Below are 23,504 nucleotides of genomic sequence, written 5' to 3' on the forward strand. Positions count from 1 at the left end.
ACACACACGATGCCTCAGGCAGCTTCGCAATGCGCGACCTGCTGCGGCGCGCGCTGCTTGTCGCGTTGCCTGTGCTCCTGGCGGGCTGCGCGGCACAAAAAGCCTGGCGGGACGGTCAGCAGTTCGTAGCGCAGGGCAAGGTCGACGAAGGGCTCGCCAAACTCGAAGAGGCCGTCAAACAGGAGCCGCAGGACGCGAGCTACCGCGCCACCTGGATCGCTGAGCGCGAGAAGGCGCTGGTGCGTTACGACGAACAGGGCGACCGCTTCGCCGCAGGCGGTGCGAGGGACGCCGCCCGCAAGATGTACGAGCATGCGCTCGCCATCGAGCCGAATAACGAGCGAGCCTTGGCCGGCGTCGCCGCACTCGAAAGCAGCGCGCGGATCGACGGGCTACTCGGCCGGGCGGAGGCGCTCGCCGCAAGGCAGCAGCCCGACGAAGCGCGCCGCATACTCAATGTCGTGCTGACGGAAGCGCCGGCTAACCGGCGCGCCCTTGCACTCAAGCGTCGGCTCAACGCCGATACTGGCGCTGCGCGGGTCGAGACGGCGTTGGCTGTCGCCTACCGCAAGCCGATTCGCATCGATTTCAGGGACGCGCCGCTCAAGCAGGTGTTCGAAGTCATCTCACACAGTTCGGGGCTGAACTTTCTGTTCGATAAGGATGTGAAGACCGACCAGCGCACCTCTATCTTTCTGAAGAACAGCACCATCGACGCAACCGTGCGTTACGTTCTCGCGACAAATCAGCTCGCGCAACAGGTGCTTGACGAGAATACGGTGTTGATTTACCCCGCAACGGCTCCGAAGCTCAAGGACTACCAGGAGCTGGCGGTGCGAACGTTCTTTTTGTCCAACGCTGATGCGAAGACGGTCGCCAACACGCTCAAGACGATCGTGAAATCGCACGATGTGGTAGCGGACGAAAAGCTGAACATGGTCATCGTGCGTGACACGCCCGACGCGATCCGGATGGCGGAAAAGCTGGTCACGCTCCAAGATGTCGCGGAGCCCGAGGTGATGCTCGAAGTCGAGGTGCTCGAAGTGCAGCGCACGAGACTCCAGCATCTTGGTATCGCCTGGCCGGGCTCGGTCACGGTGACCCCGCTGCCCGTCGGCGGCGTGGTCAGCCCCGTCGTCAGCGGAAGCACTCCTGGAAGTCCGTTCGGCGGCACGAACGGGGGATCGTTCGGCTCCACGCCGTCGACAAACGCGTCGCCGTCGCTGACGCTGCACGATTTGTTGAACCAGACGTCGCGCACGCTCGGGCTGTCGTCGTTGCAGGCGACCATCAACACGAACCTCCAGGATTCTGATGCAAAGCTACTGACCAACCCGCGCATCCGAGTGCACAACCACGAAAAGGCGAAGATCCTGATCGGCGAGCGCGTGCCGAACATCACGTCGACGGCGACCTCGACGGGCTTCGTCTCGCAGTCGGTCAACTACCTGGACATCGGCCTTACGCTGAGCGTCGAACCGTCGATTTACCTCGACGACTCGGTCGGCATCAAGGTGTCGCTCGAAGTCAGCAGCCTGCTCAACCAGGTGTCGGGCGCGGCGGGCACGACGGCGTACGAAATCGGCACGCGCACGGCGAGCACCGTGCTGCAACTGAAAAACGGCGAGACGGACGTGCTCGCCGGCCTGATCGACAGTCAGGAACGCACTTCCGGCAACAAGCTGCCCGGGCTCGGCCAGCTTCCTGTTCTCGGCCGCCTGTTCGGCGCAACGACCGACGACGACAAGAACACGGAGATCGTGCTGTCGATCACGCCGCACCTGATTCGCAACATCCAGCGTCCCGACGCCGATCTCGCCTACTTCACGTCCGGCACCGAGTCGAACATGCGCAGCATGATCCAGTCGAACGGATTTCCGGCTCCTTCTGCGTCGCCTTCACCTTCACTCAACGCATCGTCAACGATCGAGGGCGCGGCGCGCCAGACATCGAGCGGTTCGCCGAACGGGCTCAACAACGGATATGGCGCGGGTAATGGAACGAACGGTGCATATGGGGCAACTGGTGCGTACGGTTCAAGCGGCGCGTACAGCACGAATGGAGCGTATGGAGCGGGCACAGGGGGCTACTCCGGTGTCGGCGACGGCAGCGCGCCGTACGTGGGCGGCGCGGGTGCGGGAGTGGGCACTGCGCAGATGACTGTGCAGGGGCCGCCTCAGGTGAAGGTGGGCGATTCCGTGAGCGTCGCCATCACGATGCAGGCGGACCAGCCCGTGACGAGCGTGTCGTCGAACGTGAGCTTTGACAGCACGAAGCTGCAGTTCATCGGCGTGACGGAAGGCGACTTCCTCAAGCAGGGCGGCTCGCCGACTAGCTTTTCCAACCGCCTCGCGCAGGGCGGGCATCTCATACTCAGCGACTCGGTTCAAGGCGGCTCCGGTGCATCGTCGACGGGCACCTTTGCGGTGCTGAGCTTCAAGGCGCTCGCGGCGACCTCGCAGACGTCGGTACAGATCCAGCCCGGCTCCATCATTGGCGTGAGCGGCACACCGATCACGATGGCGCCGCCGTCCGCCTACACTTTCGGCGTGGTGGGAGTCCAATGACGCGCGCCTCTCGTCAGGCGGCTGCGAGCGGCCGCTGCGCGCGGGAAGTCGAACATGCAGCCGAACGTGGTGAACTCGCCGAACATGCAGCCGGAAGTGCTGCCGTTCATGCGTATGGCCGCAGGTTCTGCCATCCGCCGGCCGGCTTCACATTGATCGAGCTGCTGGTCACGCTCGCCATTCTCGGGGTGCTCGCTTGCATGACAGTGCCCGTCGCGCAGATCATGCGCCAGCGCGAGCGTGAGCAGGAATTGCGGCAGGCGTTGCACGAGATCCGCTACGCGATTGATGCCTACAAGGCTGCGTCGAAGGAAGGGCGCGTCGACGTGGAAGCGGGTGCAACGGGGTATCCGCCGAAGCTGGAGCTGCTGGTCGATGGCGTGCAGGACAAGACCGATCCGAAGGGCCACAAGCTGTACTTTCTGCGCCGCATTCCGCGCGACCCGATGAACAACGATCCCGATCTCACCGACGCCGCGACGTGGGGCAAGCGCTGCTATGCAAGCGAGGCTGATGATCCCCAGGAAGGCGACGACGTGTACGACGTCTACACCACATCGAAAGCCGTCGGGCTCAACGGCATTCCATACCGGAGCTGGTGACCTATGACATACCGTTCGCGCGGCGCGCGCGGCTTCACGCTGATCGAGCTGCTGCTCGTGCTCGCCATCGTGTCGCTGCTGCTTACGCTTGCATTGCCGCAGTATTTTCATTCGATCGATGCGTCGAAGGACAAAGTACTCGCAGAGAACCTGCTGGTCACGCGCGATGCGATCGACAAATTCTACGGCGATGTCGGGCGATATCCGGACTCGCTCGATGAACTGGTGGACAAGCACTATCTGCGCGCGCTGCCATTCGACCCCGTGACGGACAGCGCGACGACCTGGGTGATCGTCGCTCCGCCCGACGAGCAGGTTCCCGGCAAGGTCTATGACATCAAGAGCGGCGCGCCCGGCTCGACGTCGGGCGGACAAGCGTACGGGGCGTTATGAAAAAAGACCTGCCAACGCGTTCCGTACACGTGGCGCAAGGCGGCTACGCCTATCTGGCGCTGCTGATCCTGATCGCCATCATCGGCGTGGTCGCGGCGGCGGCTGTGCAGCTCGGCGGGGTTTATCAGCGGCGCATGGCCGAGGAGGAACTGCTGTTCGTAGGCGGGGAATATCAGCGCGCACTACTGAGCTATGCCGCAGCTACGCCCGTCGGCCAGCCGAGGCAGCCCCGCACGCTCGACGATCTCGTGCGCGATCCGCGCTACCCAAATCCGATGCGTCATCTGCGCAAGCTCTACGCGGACCCGGTGACGGGCAAGTCGAACTGGGTGCTCGTCAAATCCCCCGACGGACAGACGATTGTCGGGATACACAGCGCGTCCGTCGCGAAGCCGATCAAGATCGCGCAATTCCCGCCGGACTTCAAAGGATTCGAAGACAAGCGGCACTACGCAGACTGGATTTTCTTTGCGCGCGTACCCGCAGCGGCGCGCGCGTCCAGCGTCGGCATTGCGATACGTCCCTGACCAACGCTGCGGGCTCCGATGCAAATCGGGGACGCCGGTAGGCTATGCTCAAGTTTTGAATAGTGCGCGGACCATGAGTAAGCCGACAGACATTGACAGGCTGCTCACCGTCCGCCACCTTAACCGCGAAGTCATCGTCGTGCGTGCGTTGATACCTGCGTTACAAGCGCAGCTTTCGCGACTTGGTAGAAGTAATGGCCGAGACTATCGCAGGCAAACACGACGACCGTGCGGTGGATCATACGCTTCCGGAGTTCGTAAAGCGCTCGGGCCGGTTTGAAAAATCCGTTAATGGTTCGCGGAGCGTAGGCGATACATACGATTCGAACACTGCACGCCTGAACTGACATGGCCCAGTCCCCCAGTTTTTTGACCCTTCTGGCGGCCCCAGTGAATCGATATCGTGTGTCGGATGCGGGCTGTGCGCGCGCCTTTGACGTCATGAAGGGTCGCCTCGCGAGTTTCATCGCGACGAGTTGCGCGCCGACTGCTCCCTGGTAACGTGAGTAAAGTTGGACGGGGTACGACAAAGCGACGCTTGGAATAAGCAGTGCCACATATGCGTTAGAAGTACGCGCTGTCTCGTTTAATGGGATCAGGTTAATACCGACATCGTTGAGTCAAAAATGCCAACATCAGACAGAGAAATGAAGTTCCGAGATTGCCTTCCATCGTATATAGGACGCGAGCCACAGCTTGACGATCTTAACGGATATTGTCGCCGCCCGATGCTCGAGATGGAGTCTCATGCACGGGCCTTTTACCAGAGCATTTGCCGTCGACGGACTGAACGTGATTTTTCAGCGGAGCCGGTCCCTGACGAGGTGATTCGACTAGCATTGAGAACAGCCGCGACGGCGCCCTCGGGCGCCAATCTATAGCCATGGCATTTTGTCGTATTGAAAGATCCGGCTTTGAAACGACGTATAAGGGTGGCCGCTGAAGAGGAGGAGAGAGTTTTCTATCGAAGCAGAGCGCCGCAGGAATGGCTGGATGCGCTGAAGCCGCTAGGCACGGACGAAAGCAAGCCCATTTTGGAGATTGCGCCCGTTCTGATAGCAGTGTTTTCCGTTAATCATACGAGCTTGGATGATGGTCGCCGTGTCAAACACTACTACGTTCCCCACTCAACCGGCATCGCGACCGGATTTTTGATCGCGGCTCTGCATGAAGCGGGCTTGGCGACTATGACCCCTACGCCAAGCCCTATGGGGTTCCTCAACGGTATCTGCCGGAGACCGGCATCAGAAAAGCCCTTTTTGCTTTTGGTTACGGGATTTCCCGCCGACGGTTGTACTGTGCCCCGCTTCGGTGGCGTGAAAAAGTCAGAGGATGAGTATTCAAGCTGGCTATGCTGATTGCGATCGCCACGTGGACTGCGCGTTCAGTTACCTCTCTGGCCAACGGCGTCTCCGCAGAAAGACTTGATTCGGATTGCGAGATGTGCACGTCGATCTTGGTACAGCAGATACGTTCATTCTTGGACCTTTCCCGTTAGGTCTATCGAAATTACAATCGCGAGTCCGACACAGAAACAGTTTTGTGGGTCCGATCTTTTGACACGCGCCACATAGCACAGCACGACTGCGAAGGGCTAGTCCGTTCGATGTGCAAGAAAATAGCAGGCTCGAACGGAAGAGCAAGAGAATCGAAAACTCGCAACAAGTCTTTCGGCTCTTGCCGCTCGTATTGTGTAGGATCTATCGCAACCAGACCTTCGGGTGCCATACTGATCTTGGATCGGTTGCAGGCGGTCAACGATAAGGAAACGGTAGACATCATGGCGGAATAACCGTAAGGAGCATATGTTCAGCAGTGACAAGGTAGGAGGCAGCCGAGCGTGGCATCGAACTGTCGAGCTGTTGTCGTCCGGCAATGAGCACAACAGGCGTGATGGAGTAACGACCACCCGCGCCGCAGAACCAAACCTGTCGTCGACATACCGCACGGGCACCAAACTGCAGGTGCGTATTCTCGAACGGCCGACTAACTCCACTATCATCGTCCTCTGGAGCGAGCCAGGTCGGTGTTTCTATGGTCATCAATCCTGGCGCGCAACAAAAGCACGTATCTCTGGTTGCTGCGCATTCAGCCGCTCAGTCATCCAGGAAGGCGATGAGGTCTACAAGCCGGTCTACACAGGTGTCGAGCCACAAAACTCGCAGGCCATGATTCTCGCCTCAGCTGTGTATGGAACCGTCGGTCGCCATGCCGAGTAGGCTGACCGGATACGTTGGCCAGTGCGCCTGTTACGGCAGCTATAGGTCTGGGTTGAGTAGTTTTCATCGACCTCGTCGAACCACACGGCGGCGTGAACGCTCTTGTACTGCAGCATGGTCCGGAACAGGCTCCAGCCCGCATCGAGCACGGATTTTGCCATCCGTGTGCTTGTGAGCGCCGAAGTGTTCACGTTGCCGATGAAGACGGGCGCCGACGTTGCGCTAGTTCCGCTTTGAGCCTGCGATGGTGCCGGCCGAGCTTGATGACACTGGCATCGCTCGTACGATGCCGACACAGCGCTCGACCTCGCGAATGCCAGGTGTGTAACGCGATCTAGGCGCAGCACAGACTCCGGCGTATTTAGGTTTCTTTGAGCTGCCGAAGCGCAGTAGCCGGTCTTTCATGACCGGGACGAGGCGTGCGACGCTGCCACGAACAATGTCACCCAGCAGTCGCTGCAGTCCCTTCTTCCGATAGTTCAGACCGCCCAGATCAGTGACGACCTCGATATCCGTGGTGCCGGCGTCGGCGCAGTACCTTTCGAGTCTCGCGGCCTGCGCTTTGAGCCGTGCGGCCTGGTCGTGCGAGAAACGCGCCCATAGCAGACCGTCTTTCGCGAAGCAACCGTCTCTGCGGCGTGGCCGTCTGTACCGCCTCACGCTGGAACCGTCGATGTTCACCGACAGTCCGGCCGAACGGCAGCATCAGCCCTTGCCGATACCAGCGCCGCAATGTGCCAACTGCGACGCTCAGCTCTGCCGCAGTCTCGTTAATCGATAATAGTCGCATGAGATATCTCCTCTTGATATCTCATGTAGCAACGGTGTAAGCCGGCCGCTATCACGTGCCCTTCGCAGGGCCGCTGGCCGTCGAGAGCGCACGCACGATCTCGAGTGCGCCTTGCGCTTCGAGCTGGCTCGCGACTTCGCGGCCCAGTTCGAGCGCGGCGCCCGTCGTCGGCGCGGCGGCCGACGCTTGCGCGCTCAGCACGCGCTGGCCGTCGGGCGTAGCGACGACGCCGCGCAGATGCAGCGCGCCGTCATGCCAGGTCGCGTACGCCGCGAGCGGCACCTCGCAGCTCCCGCCGAGCGCGCGCGACACCATGCGCTCCGCTTCGACGGCGGCCGCCGTGTGTTCGTGATGCAGCGGCGCGAGCCATGCGGCGAGATCGGCACGGTCCGCGCGAATCTCGATGCCGAGCGCGCCCTGGCCGGCGGCGGGCAGGCTGTCGGCGGGATCGAGCAGCGAACGAATGCGCCCGGCGAGACCCAGCCGCTTGAGACCCGCCGCAGCCAGAATGATGGCGGCGTAGTCGCCGCGATCGAGCTTGGCAAGACGCGTATCGAGATTGCCGCGCAGCGGCTTCACGACGAGTTCGGGATAGCGCGCGCGCAGCATCGCTTCGCGGCGCAGGCTCGACGTGCCGACCACTATGCCGGGCGGCAGCGCCGCGAGCGAGTCATACTGGCCCGAGACGAACGCATCGCGCGGATCTTCACGCTCCATGATGGTCGACAGCGCGAAGCCTTCGGGCAATTCCATCGGTACATCTTTCAGCGAGTGAACGGCGAGATCGGCGCGGCCGTCGGCGAGCGCGTTCTCCAGCTCTTTCACGAACAGCCCCTTGCCGCCGACCTTCGACAGCGTGCGATCGAGTATCTGATCCCCGCGCGTCGTCATTCCGAGGATTTTTACGTCACAAGATGGATATAATTTGTGCAGCGCAACTCGCACGTGCTCGGCCTGCCACATGGCAAGCCGGCTTTCCCGCGACACGATTACAAGCGTGGCGGGCGGCGTGGGTGCAAGCGTCTCGGAATTCATTGCCTGAGTCATTGGAATGCGGGATCGGATAACAAATGATGTTAGCACGCGCTTCGGCGCCTCTCGCTGGCCGCACGGCAATGCCAAAGCAGTTTGACACTGTGGTCGTCGGCAGCAAATGCGTCGACTGTACTGCATCACGTCAAATGATGACGAAGTTGACTCTGGGCGAAGGCGAGTAAATGGTCAGATTCTCCGGCGCAATCGCGGTCTAGCCTCTATCCGTATAGACGATGCCGAACAATCAATTGAGTTGTATCGACGCCTGATTTTCTAAAGCGTATGTGGCGCGAAGGATGATCATCCGTAACGGAGTCTTTGAGCTTGACCGTCATGGAGAGAGGTCACTGCACTCCATTCCGTGCATCGAATTCCGCGCCCAATATCGTGAACACAATATCCCTTACGTCCTCCCGGGCCTCGGCCTTCGGCTCTCGCGCATGGCGCGGAAAGGACGGGCATTCCTTCTGCAAGCCGGCGACGTCCCGCCGCGAGAATGTTCACTGCCGCATTGATGTCGCGACGATGATATGCGCCGCATTCGGGGCGGGTCCATTCGCCTATTCCGCGACCTTCCAGGCCCTTCGGGCCAGTGCGCTTGTTACAGCAGTTGCAGGTCTGGGTTGAATATCGCGCGCGAACTGCCACGTGAACTCTACCGGGACGGCTTTTTCACTTATCGACAAACTGGTTTTAAAACTTTCAATTTTCATTGTCCCGAATATAGCCTTGTGCATCGCTTGAAGTCATTTCGGGCCTCAGCAGTGGTCTGAATTACCGCAAAAAAAACTTAGGAAGGTCTGAATAACCCGTTTTTTTCGTTGGACTTCTAACCGAACACTTAGATTGAAGATCGCGTCGTCATTCGCACGTCGCTGAGTCGCTACCGGTCGCATCTTTGCTCGCCGGCGCTGTGCTCATGCGGTGCAGTTTTCGTCCTTCGTTGCACCGCTTCACAGCATCTTGCGCGCCATCCAGAGATTGGCCAGGGCGAACTGCGTTTCGATGTGCGCTGTGTTCTTGGCCAGTCCCCGATACCTCGCCTTCAGATATCCAAACTGGCATTTCAGTACGCGAAACGGGTGCTCCACCTTCGCTCTCACGCCCGCCTTGAGCCGCTCGATCTTGTTGTAGATCCTGTCCAGCCGCTTTTTCTTGTCCAGCTTGTTTCGCTTGCTCGGTCTCATCGCGACGTACCACTGGACCGCACCCGTTTCGCCTCGCTTCTCGATGCCCACATAGCCCGCATCGGCAAACGCAACCTTCTCTTTGCCATGCAACAGTTCATGCGCCACCGTGATGTCATGAACGTTCGCCGGCGTGCACTTCACGGTATGCACCAGCCCCGACTCCACATCGACTCCGATATGCGCCTTCATGCCGAAGTACCAGCTGCCACCTTTTTGCGTCTGACGCATCTCCGGGTCTCGCGTGCCGGGCTTCTTCGTCGAATTGGGTGCCGAAATCAATGTCGCATCGACTGCTGAGCCCGCCTTGAGCATCAGGCCTTTCGCCTGCAGGATCTCGTTGACCGTCGCCAGTATTCTGATCGACAGTTCATGGGCCTCAAGCAGGTGGCGGAATCGCAGGATCGTGCTCTCGTCTGGCAGCCGTGTCATGCCCGTGCCCAGGAGCGCGAACTCCCGATACAGCGGGATGTCGTGTAGCGCCTCCTCCATCGCCGGGTCCGAGAGACTGAACCACTGTTGCAGGAAGTGAATGCGCAGCATCGTCTGTATGGGAAACGGCGGGCGCCCAGTCTTGCCTTTGGGATAGTGTGGCTCGATGAGAGCGATCAGTTTCTGCCACGGCACCACGCGAGTCATCTCGTCGAGAAACTCGCGCTTGCGGGTACGTTTCGTTGACAGATCCAGACCAAGACCAAGCTGTGTCATCACGCAACTCCTTTAACTATCCTGCTTCCAGGATAGTCAACCCTCACGGCAATGCCAGGACCTTTTGCAGAGATTCCCTTACAGCGATTACTTCATGAAATCCTTCGGCGTATCGCCCGGCTCGTGCTTGTGACGAAAGACAGACTGCTGCGCTTTGGGAGTGAGCTGCTATTTCTCATATGCGAGTTCTTTCACGCCGGGATCGTCGTTCTCGATGCGTTCCGGATGCCAGTCTCGAACAGCGGCTCACTGAAGACCTCGTCGAAATCCTGACCGTCTTATCGTTCCGAACTGGATGCCGAGTGCATATTTGGAAAACCGCCTGATTCGAAGAATTTCGTTACGCGGTAACAACTCAACTTTCGCCATACCGGATAGCATCCAAATACCGGAGGCGGGGCGACGTTACCACGCCGAACGGACGCTGCCGACGTTTAACTGTTTTTCGCGCTAGCAGCACTACGCTGTCGCCCTCGAATGTGAATGCGAGAGTGACGAGCCGGTGGCCTCGCTAACCGTGGAAGTCGGCGGCTATCAATATGATTGAGGACCTCTTTGCGGGCGATGGTGCGCGCTCTCCCGGTATTGACCCGAGGTTAATCGTCTCTGCAGAACGGGGAAAGGAGATTGCCGGCGGGCAAGTAGATGAATAGGAGTGCAGTTTGGTCACGTACGCGACGAGACTGTTCGCGCGAGGCAAGAAGCGGTCCAAGAGTATCTGAGTCATATCACGGCAGAAGCGAAGCAGACACTCATTCGATGCACTTTGAGAGCATGATTTGATATCATATTTCGATCCCCGCGCAGGTCTAGCGCTTTATCCGTCGGCGACCACGCAGTTCGCATTCCGTGAGTTTGCAATGACAGCAGGAAAGAATGGCTTTCTTGAGAGGGAGAGCGCGTCGTGAGGTGTCCACCTGTATTGGACGACGAGAAGACCAGGCTTGCGGCGCTAACAGCTTATGGCTTATCAGCAGATCAGGCGTTGCCTGATCTCGACCCTGTGGTCAACATTGCTGCCAGGGTCTTCAATATGCCCGTCGCGGCAGTGAACATGATCGGCGCGGACCATGTCTTCTTCGCTGCGAGCACTGGTTTATCGGCCGAGGATCTCGACATGCGTCGGGATGTTTCGTTTTGCGGGCATGCCATAGCGCATGACGGGGTCTTGGTCGTCCCGGACGCGACGCTCGATGAACGCTTCAACCAAAATCCGTTAGTCACAGGCTCAGCTGGAATACGGTTTTACGCGGGGGTTCCGCTGCGTTCACCCCAAGGACACGCAATCGGGGCCCTGTGCGTAATCGATCATAAGCCTCATCACGACTTCTCGCGCGACGACGAGGTCCGGCTCCGTGAACTGGCGCAGATGGCTGCAGATCGGCTGGAACTCCGTCGTGTCGAGGTTGCGGCGCATCAATCACCCGTAGGAGCAACTACCGAGCCAGAGGGGCACGATGAAGAAGTCGAAGTCCATCGACTGGCAAACACCGATACTCTCACCGGACTCCCCAACCGGCTATTCATTCGCCGGCAAACAGAAAAGTTGCTGGCTGGAACAGGGCGCGCGGGCGTAATCCTCCTCGATCTCGACGGCTTCAAGGAAGTCAACAATGAACTCGGCTGTCTGGCGGGCGATCATCTCCTTTGCGAAGTAGCTCAACGGCTGCTCAGGGTGACGGCTACTAACGGCACTGTCGCGCGGGTGGGTGGGGACGAATTTGTTATTTTGCTTGAAAACGAAATCAATCACGAACGCGCGATGTCTGTCGCGCGCTCGGCAATATCGGCTCTTGCCGGTCCAATCAGCGCAAATGGTCAAGAGGTTCGCGTCACCGCATGCTGTGGTGTAGCGATAGCGCCGTTCCATGCGGTTGAGGCGTTGGAGCTGATCAGCAACGCGGACCTGGCGCTGACGAGGGCGAAAAGTATCGGACGGGCGCAATCGTTTGTTTTTGTTCCTGAACTGCGGACGGAAGTGAGGGCGCGGCGACTTAATAATATCGAGTTGGATCGCGCGCTCAGCGACGGCGAGTTTGTGCTTTTCTATCAGCCGCAGGTCCTGCTTTCAGATGGCTCGCTGACTGGAGCTGAGGCGCTGATCCGCTGGTGGCATCCGCAGCGTGGGTTGCTTTCGCCGGCCGCCTTCTTGCCCGCGTTGGAGAGCGGTCCTCTCGCTTCAAGCGCGGGGTTGTGGGTATTGGATCAGGCCTGCGCGCAAGCTGCCTTGTGGCGAAGACGCGGTGCAGAAAATTTCCGTATTGGCGTCAATCTGTTTTCTATCCAGCTTCGTGTGGGTGACCTCGTCACCGATGTCATGTCAGCGTTGGAGAGGCACGGTTTGCCACCGGAAGCCCTCGAACTTGAGATAACAGAGAACACAGCCTTCGAACGAGATACGTGTGCGCTGGAAGCTTTACAGCGCTTGCGGCAATATGGTGTAGGCGTCGCTTTCGACGATTTCGGCACCGGCTTTGCCTCATTGAGTTCGCTGAAGCGGTGCCCGGTCAGCCGGCTTAAGATAGATCGGTCTTTTGTTCAGGGGATGCTCGGGTCGAAGGAGGATGCCGCCGTGGTTCGCGCAATCCTCGGCATGGCGCGAAGTTTCCGGGTGGAGACAGTTGCCGAAGGTGTCGAAAACGAACAACAGCGGAAGGCCCTCTGGGAAATGGGGTGTAGCGAAGGGCAAGGTTATCTTTTCGGCCGCCCGCTGTCGGCCGTTCAGTTCGACGAGATCTTCCGGATGGGGTGGCAATCTCTCGCCTCGCAAGGCAATCGCGCCGTGCCCCATGATAACGACGCCCAGCACCACAAGACACCGTCGGGAACAGTCTCGCGCTCATAAGATGCCGGGCAGTGAAATGTCATATGGGCAGGTATTGATTAATAGAGATAGCTGACTGTCTGCGCAGCAGACAATGGCCATCCTGCGGTAGCGCGCTATGTGGCGTGTGTGCGTACGCGCGCCGGGCGATATCCGAATAAGCCGCAGTACCCGGCGCAAAGCGGCGTATCACTTCAAAAAAAATTTAAGAGAGGTATCCGGGAAAAACGACGATACGCACCACAAAGAGACCGCTAAACAAATGCCGAACTTGCGGTCATACGTGGTATCTGAAAGGACGGTCGCTCTCTGTCGGATGTCCTGAATGTCGAAGTATTGACACCAAGAAGGCTGATACCGGCGTCGGCGCAGTACCTTTCGAGTCTCGCGGCCTGCGTTTTGAGCTGCACAGCCTGGTCGTGCGACTAAACGCGCGCGTAGCGGACCGTCTTCCCGAAGCAACCGTCTCCGCGCCGAGGGCTGTCTGCACCGACTCACGCTGGTACCGTCGATGTCCACCAACGGTCCGGCCGAACGGCAGCATCAGCCCTTGCCGATGCCAGCGAGCAATGTTCCAACTGCGACGCCCAGCTCGGCCGCAGTCTCGCCAATCGATAATAGTCGCATGAGATATCTCGTCTTGATATCTCATGTGCCAACGTTTTTTAAACGTCGTGGTTTGTGCAGATTCAACGGGTTACTGCTGCAAACCCGTAGACCGCGACCGCGAACACAACTGATGGTTCTGTGTTGGGACTATTGTAAGCGTCCGGTGAAGTCAGGTTGAGGTTCGTGGCCTGCGCATAGGAGCATCGTGTCCATCATAAAGCGTGATGGAGACGTGTACACGATGGCTGACGACGATCGGATTGATGATGGAGTGGTGCCGGCAATAGAGCGTCGCAAACACAGCCGGGAATTCAAGGAGATGGTGGTGCGCGCGGCGCTGCAACCGCACGTGTCGATTGCAGCGGTGGCGCTGCATTACCGCCTGAACGCAAACCTGCTGCGCCGATGGGTGGTGGCAGCGCGACAGCGTGCGGGCGACCATCCGGCGCCGGATGAAGCGCAGCCGCCATCGACGGCGGCATTCGTGCCACTACAACTGCAAGCACCAGTTGCTGCAACTGATCGGGGCGAGATCCGCATCGAGATTCGTCGCGGTGCTGCCACGATTACGCTCTACTGGCCGGTGTCGGCGGCCGATGATTGCGCGGCCTGGCTACAGGGGTGGTTGCGATGATTCGCATCGACGCGATCTGGCTGGCAACTGAGCCGGTTGACATGCGTGCGGGCGCCGATACGCTGCTCGCACGCGTGGTCAAGGTATTCGGCGCGGCGCGCCCGCACCATGCCTATCTGTTTGCCAACCGACATGCGACGCGAATGAAGGTGCTGGTCTACGACGGCCTGGGAATCTGGCTGGCCACGCGGCGCCTGAATCGCGGGCGGTTTATATGGAGCAACGGCGAGCAGTCCGTTGCATTGCCGCTGAATCAGGAACAGTTACGGGCACTGGTCACGGGGCTGCCGTGGCGGACACTGGCAAGCGATCACGCCATTACCGTGGTGTGAGGCCAACGCGCACGTAAACAGTTTCGCTTCCTGATGCGTGGCGTGTCTGGCAGACTCAGTGTCATGGATCTGCCCGTCGATCTCGCCACGCTTAGCCCCGACCAGCTTCGCATCCTGGCCGCGCAACTGGTCGTCCAGCTTGCCGACAGGGAACGCGAGGTCGGTGAGAAGGAACGGGAGCTGCAGTACCGGCAAACCCGCATCGACCAGCTCACGCATGAACTCTCAGTCATCAAACGGCAACAGTTCGGCAAGCGCAGCGAGCAGCTTAATACGGAACAGATGAGCCTGCTCGACGAGGCGATCGATACGGATCTGGCCGCGATCGAGGCCGAGCTCGAGCAGCTTCAGCCAGATACGCCCGAACGCAAATCACGGCAGCAACGTGCGCGACGCGCACCATTGCCGGCGCATCTGCCGCGCACCGACATTCATCACGACCCGGATACCACGACATGTCACTGCGGCTGCGAGCTCGAGCGCATTGGCGAAGACATCAGCGAGAAGCTTGACTACACGCCAGGCGTGTTCACAGTCGAGCGACATATCCGCGGCAAGTGGGTGTGCCGTCAATGCGAGACGCTGACACAGAAACCCGTGCCCGCGCACATCATCGACAAGGGCATCCCGACGGCCGCGCTGTTGGCCTGGGTGCTGGTATCGAAGTTCGCCGATCATCTGCCGCTGTACCGGCTAGAGCGCATCTGCGCCCGCGCAGGACTGGCGATCCCTCAGTCGACGCTGGGCGACTGGGTGGGCGTGTGCGGCGTGCGACTGCAGCCGCTGGTCGATGCACTGCGCGAACAGATCTTGCGTCAGGGTGTGCTGCATGCGGATGAAACGCCTGTGCAGATGCTCAGTCCGGGCAAAGGCAAGACACATCGTGCGTATCTGTGGGCGTATGCCACGACGCAATACGCGTCGCTTAAGGCGGTCGTGTATGAGTTCGCCGACAGCCGCGCTGGCGAGCATGCGCGCGCCTTCCTGGGTGACTGGCAGGGCAAGCTGGTGTGCGACGACTATAGCGGCTACAAGAACAGTTTTACCCGGGGCATCACGGAGATCGGCTGTGCCGCGCATGCGCGACGCAAGTTCTTCGAGCTGCATGCAAACCATCAGAGCGAGATCGCCGGGCAGGCATTGAAATACTTCGGCACGCTATACGAAATCGAACGGGAAGCCGCGGTGCTTGATCCCGATGCACGGCGTGCGCTGCGGCAGAGCCGTTCGAGACCGGTGATGGATGCGTTGCATGGGTGGATGAGCGCGCAGCGGTGCCTGGTTCCGGAGGCTTCAGGAATTGCGAAAGCCCTGGACTACAACCTCAATCGCTGGGCGGCGCTCACGCGCTATCTCGACGATGGGCACGTACCCATTGATAACAACTGGGTTGAGAACCAGATCCGTCCCTGGGCGACGGGGAGGAAGAACTGGTTGTTCGCGGGCTCGCTTCGCGCCGGCGAACGTGCCGCTGCCATCATGAGCCTGATCCGCTCGGCACAATTGAACGGGCACGATCCGCTCGCCTATCTGAAGGACGTGCTCACGCGCCTGCCCACACATCGCGCTTCCGACGTCGAACGGTTGCTTCCTCACTGCTGGGCTCCCGCATTGCCCGATCGCAGCTAGCCAGCTCGCTCCCGTGCCTTCACCGGGCGCTTACGGACTATTAAAGATACCGCGAAATGCACTTAAGCAATTGTGGCTTTCTTGCCGTTAGCGACAACAAATACGCCACAGTAGCGCTATGACAAAAACATGGCGGGTGACGATAGCGATAAGAGGGGCGGACGGTTGTGATCGGGCGGCTGAACGCCACCGGATTCAAATGCAGCGCGGATGCGATGTGTGGGGGCATTCAGGCGGCGTCAGCCTGTGCTGCCGCGCGATGGTGATGGCTCTAGTTTTTGAAACGTTGACGGTTTTGGGTGCGGTAGCCACATTCATGGTGCTACGAGATCCCGACTGCAAGACCTACGAGCGATTAGACGGGAAGAGAACTTCACGGCAGAAAAGAACGCCATGGCCCAGTTCGGCCCGAAAGGCGCACGGACGCTCTCGGGCCGGCACTACGCGAATTAACGGCAACTACTCGAAGTTACGTAAGTGCTTCCCGGCGGGGGGCGTCGAGGCTGGGGTGTGCATGCAAAAAGCACCGCTGGCGACGGCGGAAAAGCAAAGCCTCTCAGAGGACCGTCATTCCTACGCCCCACATCTGTGACGATTGGTCGCGTGACGCAATTGCGATTGCGCGGCGTAATTTGAAGCACTACTAGGCGCGCAGTCAGAACAAGAAATTGAGATCGAATATCATTCGCGTATTGAGCCCGCTTAGAAGTCGCTCCATTCCTCAATGGCGGTTGGCGCAGCCTGGTTCGGTTGTGATGTTATGCGCTTCAAGGGTGCGGTGAGCCGTGAAGCGGCGGGACGGGGCGGGGCGGCCCTGTGCGTTTCCTCGACAAGCCGGCTCGGGTCGGTGTACCGTGATGCGTTCAGTCTGAACATCGATACGGAGGCTTTCAAATCCGTGGCCTGTGACTCAAGGGAGCTAGCGGCGGCGGCCGCCTGTTCGACGAGTGCCGCGTTCTGCTGCGTGACTTCGTCCATTTGCGTGACTGCCTGATTGACTTGGCCGATCCCCTTGCTTTGTTCCTGTGATGCGGAAGCGATTTCACCCATGATCTCGGTCACGCGTCCTATTTCTCGGGTAATCTCGCGCATCTTCCCACCGGCTTCACTTACCTGACCGGCACCGGCTCGTACGCGTTCCACTGAATCGCGGATGAGGTCTTTGATTTCCTTGGAGGCAGTGGAAGAGCGCTGCGCTAGCGAACGCACTTCAGAAGCCACGACCGCAAAGCCTCGTCCATGCTCGCCCGCACGTGCCGCTTCTACAGCCGCATTCAGCGCGAGGATGTTGGTCTGGAAGGCGATGCCTTCAATGATGCCGACGATCGTGCCGATCCTGTCCGAGTTAGCGTTGATGTCTTCCATGGTCTCGACCACGCGCGAAACGACGGCTTCCCCTTGCTCGGCGGCCAAAGCAGCCTGTGCGGCAATCTGATGTGCCTGACTGGCATTGTCGGCATTCTCAGCGACGGTACAGGTCAACTGCTCCATACTGGCCGCCGTTTCCTCCAGCGAGGCGGCCTGTTCTTCCGTGCGCCGCGATAGGTCTTGGTTTCCCGCGGAAATCTGGTGCGTTGCAGTAGAAATAGAGTCGGCAGAAGCCATGATGGTGCCTATTGTTGACGTGAGCTGTTCGTGCATGCGCTTCATCGAGAACAAGAGGCTTACGCGGTCATTCGGTGCTGTCTTGACCACGACGGTCAGATCGTTAGAGGCAATCTTGTTAGCAATCTCAGCCGCATAGGACGGCTCGCCCCCCAATGAGCGAAGCATGCCGCGGTTGAGTATCACCACCACGGCCGACAAGGCTCCGGCAAGCATAGCCAGAATTCCGAGGCTGCGATACAGCGACGAGAGAAATGCTGCATCCAGGTCGTCCACATAAAGCCCTGTGGTAAGAATCCAGTCCCACGGCTGATAGGTCACGTTGTAGGCAATCTTGGGCAAGGCTCCGATTGCTCCAGGCTTCGAAGCGGAATACGAATTAAAGCCCCTGCCGTCGCGTTTGACGACATCAACGGTTTCTCTGAAGTGGTAGACGCCGTTTGGATCCTTACTGTTTCCGACGTCCTTGCCGTTCAATTCGGGGATGAACGGGTGCATCAAGACTGTGGGTCGCGAATTAAGAACGATGAAATAGCCGTCGTGGCCGTACCTCATGTTCCGGATACTGTCCATGGCCTGCTTTTGGGCTTCTCCCACGGAAGCGGTGCCTGAGGACACATGGTCGCCAAACGTCTTGACAACACTCAGTGCGAGCTCCGCTGCGTGTTTCAGGTCCGATTTGCGTTCTTCAAGTCGCATTTCTCTTGTCTGGTATGCATTGTAGGTCGATACTCCGGCGAGACACAGCAGGCTGAGGATCAACGGCAACCAGAGTTTCTGAACAAAGGACAGTTTCATTGGATTACGACGATTTAGATTTCGTGTAAATTTTTCACGATACCGATTCCTTGATGAGCATGCAGTCAAGCTTATCGTCAGGAAGCTGTACATTAAGTTGAGTACAATTGATTGGCAACGGACCGATGGTATTTACCGAGCAGAAAGGCAGTGCGTAGAAGCCCCAGCGCAACTTAACAACCGTACAGGAATTGTCGCGCTAAGTGATCTTTTGTTATTCATCTATCTCGTCTGCGAAGAATCGATTGATTGCGTTCACCGGCTTACCGTCACACCAATAGCTCGACCGAATCTCGTAACTGATCCGATCGAGCGATTCCGGAGGACTCTCCTGCGTTGTCAATTGCGCGCCCTTGAACAACGGTTTCAAGCAGCTATACCGTCCCTCAGAACTTATGGCGAAGCGCCACACGCATTACAGCCTGGCGGCTGTTAGAGGAATCGCCCAACCCGCCGATGTTAGCGGCCGCGGCGCTTCCCGTCGAACTTACACCAGTTGCGTGCTGTACCGCTGCGGTGAAGTACATGTCAGTGCGTTTCGAAATGAAATAATCGGCCAGGAAAGAGACCTGGTGATAGTGCTGGTTGCCGAGTGTCACGCCATGCACCTCCACGCCAGTGCTCGTCGTATAGTTGTAGGCAAGGCCCGTGAAAAATGACGGAGAAAACTGCCACCGCACGCCGGTCTCGACATCGTTGAATTTCGCTGATACACCACCGAGTGAGGCGACATTGCCATACTGTGTATTCGAATATGTCAGGCCGACCAAAGCGGGACCGATCGCGTAGGTACCGCCCACCGCCGCAACCTGATAGGAGCTAGCGGTCACGTAATTGCTATTCATAACTCCACTCAAGGAGTTGGCGCCGTTCACATTGTTAGTGAACAGTCCCGTTCCGGCGGTTGGGCCGGTCGGATTCTTGAAGAAGTTGAAGCCGGCACCGAGCGTGACGGGACCGTGGACATAAGATGCACCAAACGAGTAACCGCTGCTGCCACTGAAATTGCCCGGCTGCCCCCCAAGCTCGCTTCGGCACCGAAGCTTAGCCCGCCGAAGTCCGGACTGGCATATTTGATACTATTGTTGACGCGCAAGGTATTGACTAGATTGTCGAGGTCCACCGGATGACCGAATGTCGTTGATCCACCTATGTAGCCGGTGCTCGTGACGGGCTGCACATAGGCGACGACGAGGTCGTATTGACGGCCAAGTGTCACCGTACCGTAAGTCTTGTTGCTAAGTCCGACGTAAGTAGTGCGGCCAAACGGAGTGCCGCCTTGAGCAAAGGCGCCGGTATTCAGATTTATACCGCCCTGAACGTCGAAAATGGCTCTAGTACCACCACCGAGATCTTCAGCGCCGCGAAATCCCCAGCGACTTCCGTTCAGGCCATTGATCGAATCCACTGTCAATTGTCGGCCACCGACATTGACCCCATTAACAACATGTTTTGCATTGGTGTTGAACTGGAACCCTTCGTCCAAAATCCCGTACAGCGTTACGCTGGTCTGCGCGGGAGCAGTCATCGACCAGACGCTCGAAACAGTGGCAACCAATATTAATCTCTTCACTTCGTAGTCCTTATATATAGCTTTGTATTTGTTTGTATTTAACTATCTACGCGACAGTAAGCCACTTCTGCGGCTACGACGTGCGCGAGTCGTACTTTCACTTCATGGTAGTGCTGAGACTAGAAGAATCATCAGCCTGCGAGAGGTCGCTCGGTCAGATGCAGGCTGATCCGAGCGATATTCGGCGCGTCGTCAGTTCTCGTAATGCTTCAGCAGCGTTGACGCTGCCTGGAATTGCGGTGTAAAGGGCAGGTCCGCGTCTCGGAAGGGAACCGTCTTGCGCAGTGCGTCAAGCAGCATCTGCGTTTGTGGTGACAACGTAAATCGAGTGTCTTTCTGCTGGCGCAACTGCACCGCCTGTGCTGCGGAAATCAGTTCGATACCTGTTAACTGGAACGAGTTATCGATCTGGGTCCGCAGACGCCGGAGTACTTCCGGTGCGTTGGTGGCGATGTCTTCTATGTCACCAGCGGCAGGCAGGAAGTCCATTGACACCGGCATAGCCAGTGCTTTGTTCGTCGCAGCCAGAGCAAGTGGTGGCTTCTCCATTGCACCGAACGCGTGCAACGTATGGTCGGTGCCGAGAAAGCGGCTTAGATGCGTGAAGTGTGGGTCGTTGAGCTTAACGATACGCTCGGCAGAAGCGAGCGAACCGTGCGCGAGCGCGATAGCCGTCCGCTCGAACGCAAGCACGAACGGCAACGGTTCGAAGTTGGCGTTTGGCAACACGGCGCCGTAGACGTCCTTGCCCTGCAGGTAGCTGCGTCGCGCTTGCCAGAGATCACTTTCGGGTTTGACGCCAACGTTCACTCCTGGATTATCGTCTGATGAGTTGAGTTGCAACTGGATGAGCTGCCGGTCTTCGCTGTAGCTCTTGTCAATTTCACCAAGCAGGTACGGGGCATCCCGATAACTTAGCGGATCTTGAAGGGCACGGTCGTCGTCGCGTTGCCAAAGGCTGCTACCTGCGAGGATCGTGCGCAGTTGCGCTCCTGCGCTGACAACCTCCGGATAGGGATGCAGGGCAAGGGAGTCTTCGAGAAACGGTGATACGTTGCCGTTTAGACCTTGCAGGCTCAGCGCGTACACGAGCTTTTGGACATGTGCTAGCTGCTTGAGGTCGACGAGCGCCAGTGCAGCCATGCCAGTAGAATATGCGTTCGAGCTGAGAATCCCGAGTGCGTCCTTGCCCCACGGCTGAATCGGCTCAATGCCGGCCTCCTTCAACGCTCGGGAAGCAGGGAGCTTTTCGCTCTTATAGTACACATCGCCTTCGCCCATCATGGTCAGTCCGACGTGGCTGAGAATCGTGATGTCAGCTTCGCCGACCGAGCCTTCCGTCGGCATCGCGGGCGTAATGCCCTTGTTCAGAAGCTGAACGTACATGTCGGCTACGGCCAGACGCACGCCTGACGCACCGACCAGAATCTGGTTCAGGCGCGTTGCCAGTACCGCGCGGGCTGTCCGCGTATCCATGTCCTGTCCCACTCCAGCAGAGTGCGCGTGCAGGAGCGCTGCATTAAAGCGTTTAGACGCGGCAATGACTTCAGTCGTTAGTTGGCCTTGAGCGTCAACCATCTGACGGTCTTTGTTAAGGCCGACGCCTACCGTGAGACCGTAAATGCGTTGTCCCTGGGCGGCGGCCTCAAGCATCAGCCCATGCCCTTGGTCTACGCGGAACAAGGCTTCGCGCGGGACGATCACTGATTCGCCGTCTGCGATTCTCTCGATCATTTCTGGAGTTGTCGCTTTGCCGTCCAGAACGACGGAGGCATGACATGTCAGTGCTGGTAGCAGCAACAAGGTACCGATGATTATGTTGACAGGGTTCCTCATGAATATCTTTCCAAGTTTAGTGAGGGTGGCGTTGGTCTCCGCTTTCTTACTGCCTTGCGCGCTCGTGCGTGACATCCAAGCGTCGAGGACACGGGCGATTAGTATATACATATCGCAGAAACGGCATGTGCGAAATCTGCCGGACACCGGGAAAGTACTAATACCCGATGGAATTAAAAGTCGGACGCGGCGCTCACAGTTGCACCTCTAAAACGTCATGCGGGCGCAACGCGTACATGCGCTCGATGCATGCCGCAGTAAGGCATGCGGGCCCGTGCGGGCCGTGCTGGATTTAGTACCCCGTTCTGCATGCTTCGGCGGGCGACCGCCATTCCTGGGCGCCCATGCCAGGCAGTAGGAAGCTGGCCTTACGCTGATCTTACGACCGCTCCGTAGCATCGGATACAGACTCGACATTACCAACTACGCCGAATCTTTGCCTTGGCGGCACAAATTGCGCTCCGGTTATTTACAAGCGGCAAATGTATAGACATATCTGCGCGGTGCTGGTAGGCTTTTTCATCGGTGCGACACGACGCGCGCAACAAACACTCGTAGAGTTATGGAGGAAAACGGTATGCAACCCATTCATCTTGACTATCTGAACGGTCCTGACATTGCGCGCCTGGCGCTGACAAACCAGGAGATTCTGGATGCGGTGGAGAAAGGACTGGATGCACAGGGCCGAGGGCAGACGGTGATTGAACCGCGCATGCACCTGATTCCGGAAAGTTCTGAGAAGGGGCACTTCAATGTCCTGCGCGGGGTAATCCATCCCTTGGGGCTGGCTGGAGTTAAGACGGTTGGAGACTTTGTCGACAACTATAAGCATGGTCTGCCGTCGGAGTTGGCTCTGCTCAATCTGTTCGATCCACAAACCGGCGTGCCGAAAGCCATCCTGGACGCAACGTCGATTACTGACATGCGCACTGGCGCGATAACCGCGCTCGGCGGCAAATATCTCGCGGGAAAGAACAGCAAAGTGCTCGGCCACATCGGTGCGCGGGGAACCTCATACTGGAATGTGCGGCTTCTTGATCACTTCTTCAATTTCGAGGAAATCCGCGTGCACTCGAAGCGTACCGAAAGCCGTTATGCGTTTGCGGCGAGACTTTCGGAAGATCTTCGCAAGCCAGTACGTGTCGTCGATAGCTGGGAGGCATGCGTGCGCGACGCGGATATCGTTGTCGAGGCATCTCGTCTGCCGGCACCTGAGCCGCTACTCAAGACCGAGTGGATCAAGAAGGGAGCCTTCGTGGTGCCGTACGGAACGATGAGTGCTGTGGAGTTTTCGTTGACGGACATCATGGACAAGATGATCGTCGATGACTGGGGGCAATGCAGAAAAGGTTTACCGTTTGGCGCGCTGCGTGCGCACGTAGACGCAGACAAGCTGAGCGAGGAGACACTGCACGCGGAGCTCGGCCAAATCGTTGCCGGGCTGAAGTCAGGACGCGAACGCGACGATGAAACTATTCTTTTCTGGCATCGGGGTCTTAGCCTGAGCGATATCGCACTCGGTCACGCCATGCTCGAAAAAGCGAAGAAACTGGGTATCGGTCAGACGCTGCGCTTTGCGTGATTCGAGAATGAACATTGCGATCTCTACCGGTATCACTTGCAACTCATTCGGAAA

General features: G+C 58.5%; 21 protein-coding genes and 2 pseudogenes. 13 read left to right on the forward strand and 10 right to left on the reverse strand.

Going from position 1 to position 23,504, the window contains the following annotated elements; genetic code table 11:
- Positions 1–29 precede the first annotated feature (29 nt).
- The 7 genes from FRZ40_RS31995 to FRZ40_RS32020 all read left to right on the forward strand — a co-directional run bounded on the left by FRZ40_RS31995 (position 30) and on the right by FRZ40_RS32020 (position 6,308).
- Positions 30–2,567 (forward strand): cohesin domain-containing protein, encoded by a 2,538-nt coding sequence (locus FRZ40_RS31995; protein WP_147236881.1) that lies wholly within the window; start codon positions 30–32, stop codon positions 2,565–2,567.
- Positions 2,564–3,169, forward strand: a complete 606-nt coding sequence (locus FRZ40_RS32000) for a type II secretion system protein (protein WP_147236882.1) — start codon at positions 2,564–2,566, stop codon at positions 3,167–3,169. Before FRZ40_RS31995 ends, FRZ40_RS32000 begins: the two co-directional genes overlap by 4 nt.
- A gap of 3 nt (positions 3,170–3,172) precedes the next feature.
- Complete coding sequence (locus tag FRZ40_RS32005) at positions 3,173–3,562, forward strand: type II secretion system protein (RefSeq protein WP_147236883.1); 390 nt, start codon at positions 3,173–3,175, stop codon at positions 3,560–3,562.
- A complete protein-coding gene (locus tag FRZ40_RS32010) occupies positions 3,559–4,089 on the forward strand; it encodes a type II secretion system protein (RefSeq protein WP_147236884.1) in 531 nt (176 codons plus the stop codon). The genes FRZ40_RS32005 and FRZ40_RS32010 overlap by 4 nt, the downstream gene beginning before the upstream one ends.
- A 737-nt stretch (positions 4,090–4,826) precedes the next feature.
- Positions 4,827–4,970 carry a nitroreductase family protein gene (locus FRZ40_RS46285; protein WP_420873932.1) on the forward strand — a complete coding sequence of 48 codons (144 nt, stop codon included), beginning with the start codon at positions 4,827–4,829 and terminating at the stop codon, positions 4,968–4,970.
- 18 nt (positions 4,971–4,988) lie between these two features.
- The gene (locus tag FRZ40_RS32015; protein WP_205019823.1) at positions 4,989–5,447 is read left to right on the forward strand and encodes a nitroreductase family protein; all 459 of its coding nucleotides are present in this window, start codon (positions 4,989–4,991) and stop codon (positions 5,445–5,447) included.
- Between the two features lie 447 nt (positions 5,448–5,894).
- Entirely contained in the window at positions 5,895–6,308 is a 414-nt protein-coding gene (locus FRZ40_RS32020; protein ID WP_147236885.1) for a DUF3331 domain-containing protein, read from the forward strand.
- Here the strand turns inward: FRZ40_RS32020 and FRZ40_RS46290 are convergent.
- The 6 genes and pseudogenes from FRZ40_RS46290 to FRZ40_RS32045 form a co-directional block, all read right to left on the reverse strand.
- Entirely contained in the window at positions 6,224–6,469 is a 246-nt protein-coding gene (locus FRZ40_RS46290; protein ID WP_420873910.1) for a zinc ribbon domain-containing protein, read from the reverse strand. The two genes, FRZ40_RS32020 and FRZ40_RS46290, sit on opposite strands and share 85 nt — an antisense overlap.
- Positions 6,470–6,530: 61 nt before the next feature.
- Positions 6,531–6,983 carry a recombinase family protein gene (locus FRZ40_RS32025; protein ID WP_420873933.1) on the reverse strand — a complete coding sequence of 151 codons (453 nt, stop codon included), beginning with the start codon at positions 6,981–6,983 and terminating at the stop codon, positions 6,531–6,533.
- A 1-nt stretch (position 6,984) separates the two neighbouring features.
- Positions 6,985–7,098, reverse strand: a pseudogene (locus FRZ40_RS46295) (MerR family transcriptional regulator); the annotation flags it as partial.
- Positions 7,099–7,149: 51 nt separating this feature from the next.
- Complete coding sequence (hemC, locus tag FRZ40_RS32035) at positions 7,150–8,133, reverse strand: hydroxymethylbilane synthase (RefSeq protein ID WP_147236887.1); 984 nt, start codon at positions 8,131–8,133, stop codon at positions 7,150–7,152.
- Positions 8,134–8,433: 300 nt separating this feature from the next.
- Positions 8,434–8,781 (reverse strand): zinc ribbon domain-containing protein, encoded by a 348-nt coding sequence (locus FRZ40_RS45355; RefSeq protein WP_240057401.1) that lies wholly within the window; start codon positions 8,779–8,781, stop codon positions 8,434–8,436.
- Positions 8,782–9,086: 305 nt separating this feature from the next.
- A complete protein-coding gene (locus FRZ40_RS32045) occupies positions 9,087–10,028 on the reverse strand; it encodes an IS5 family transposase (protein ID WP_147236888.1) in 942 nt (313 codons plus the stop codon).
- 78 nt (positions 10,029–10,106) lie between these two features.
- On the opposite strand from FRZ40_RS32045, the pseudogene FRZ40_RS46300 reads away from it, so the two are divergent.
- From FRZ40_RS46300 to tnpC, 5 genes and pseudogenes are all read left to right on the forward strand, one after another.
- Positions 10,107–10,354, forward strand: a pseudogene (locus FRZ40_RS46300) (recombinase family protein); the annotation flags it as partial.
- A gap of 596 nt (positions 10,355–10,950) precedes the next feature.
- A complete protein-coding gene (locus FRZ40_RS32050; protein WP_240057403.1) occupies positions 10,951–12,873 on the forward strand; it encodes a putative bifunctional diguanylate cyclase/phosphodiesterase in 1,923 nt (640 codons plus the stop codon).
- Between the two features lie 829 nt (positions 12,874–13,702).
- Entirely contained in the window at positions 13,703–14,095 is a 393-nt protein-coding gene (gene tnpA, locus FRZ40_RS32055) for an IS66-like element accessory protein TnpA (RefSeq protein WP_147236890.1), read from the forward strand.
- Entirely contained in the window at positions 14,092–14,427 is a 336-nt protein-coding gene (tnpB, locus tag FRZ40_RS32060) for an IS66 family insertion sequence element accessory protein TnpB (protein ID WP_147236891.1), read from the forward strand. The genes tnpA and tnpB overlap by 4 nt, the downstream gene beginning before the upstream one ends.
- 63 nt (positions 14,428–14,490) lie before the next feature.
- Positions 14,491–16,056: an IS66 family transposase gene (gene tnpC, locus FRZ40_RS32065; RefSeq protein ID WP_147238466.1), complete on the forward strand. Its 1,566-nt coding sequence runs from the start codon at positions 14,491–14,493 to the stop codon at positions 16,054–16,056.
- Between the two features lie 702 nt (positions 16,057–16,758).
- Here tnpC and FRZ40_RS32070 read toward each other — a convergent pair.
- The 4 genes from FRZ40_RS32070 to FRZ40_RS32080 form a co-directional block, all read right to left on the reverse strand.
- Complete coding sequence (locus FRZ40_RS32070; protein ID WP_147236892.1) at positions 16,759–18,459, reverse strand: methyl-accepting chemotaxis protein; 1,701 nt, start codon at positions 18,457–18,459, stop codon at positions 16,759–16,761.
- Between the two features lie 386 nt (positions 18,460–18,845).
- Positions 18,846–19,304, reverse strand: a complete 459-nt coding sequence (locus FRZ40_RS46460) for a porin (protein WP_338048186.1) — start codon at positions 19,302–19,304, stop codon at positions 18,846–18,848.
- A 26-nt stretch (positions 19,305–19,330) separates the two neighbouring features.
- Positions 19,331–19,987: a porin gene (locus FRZ40_RS46465; RefSeq protein ID WP_338048187.1), complete on the reverse strand. Its 657-nt coding sequence runs from the start codon at positions 19,985–19,987 to the stop codon at positions 19,331–19,333.
- A gap of 237 nt (positions 19,988–20,224) precedes the next feature.
- Positions 20,225–21,868 (reverse strand): HAL/PAL/TAL family ammonia-lyase, encoded by a 1,644-nt coding sequence (locus FRZ40_RS32080; RefSeq protein ID WP_147238467.1) that lies wholly within the window; start codon positions 21,866–21,868, stop codon positions 20,225–20,227.
- Positions 21,869–22,445: 577 nt separating this feature from the next.
- On the opposite strand from FRZ40_RS32080, the gene FRZ40_RS32085 reads away from it, so the two are divergent.
- The gene (locus tag FRZ40_RS32085; protein ID WP_147236893.1) at positions 22,446–23,450 is read left to right on the forward strand and encodes an ornithine cyclodeaminase family protein; all 1,005 of its coding nucleotides are present in this window, start codon (positions 22,446–22,448) and stop codon (positions 23,448–23,450) included.
- The last annotated feature ends 54 nt before the right edge of the window (positions 23,451–23,504 follow it).

Source organism: Paraburkholderia azotifigens (assembly GCF_007995085.1).
Taxonomy (GTDB): domain Bacteria; phylum Pseudomonadota; class Gammaproteobacteria; order Burkholderiales; family Burkholderiaceae; genus Paraburkholderia; species Paraburkholderia azotifigens.